Origin of the sequence: Agrobacterium sp. MCAB5 (genome assembly GCF_052114365.1) — a bacterium.
Classification (GTDB): domain Bacteria; phylum Pseudomonadota; class Alphaproteobacteria; order Rhizobiales; family Rhizobiaceae; genus Agrobacterium; species Agrobacterium tumefaciens.
The window spans coordinates 1-362 of sequence record NZ_JBFREP010000371.1; the positions used below are offsets into that span (position 1 = coordinate 1).

The following is a 362-nucleotide window of genomic DNA, read 5'->3' on the forward strand; positions in this document are numbered from 1 at the left end:
GTCTTCATCAGCGCCGGATCGGTGTCGGCCAGCGCCAGAAACCCATCCATATTCGGCACGCCGGATTGCTTGATGAGTTGGGACAATGCAGCGAGGCTTGCGTCCAGATCCGCGTCGCGCTTCTTCAGCGCCGCGAAAAAACGTGCGCCGAGAACGGGGTCGAGCTTATAGCCGGTCAGAAATTCCGACAGCTGGGTGAAAGAAGCAGCACCGTCGTCAGCCGCAGCGGCCGATGTCAGACCGAGCAGATTGGCCGCGATTGCCAGACCGCCGAAGGCGGCCGTGCCGCGCAGCAGACTGCGACGCGAGAGATGATGGCCGAGCACGGCCGGGGAAGAAGGATCGAAAGGCATCAGGATCTC

The 362-nt window shown here is 62.4% G+C and carries 1 protein-coding gene; it reads right to left on the reverse strand.

Features of this window, described 5'->3' with window-relative positions; genetic code table 11:
• On the reverse strand, positions 1-362 hold a 362-nt coding region (locus tag AB4Z23_RS29080; protein WP_441361385.1), incomplete at both ends, for a sugar dehydrogenase complex small subunit.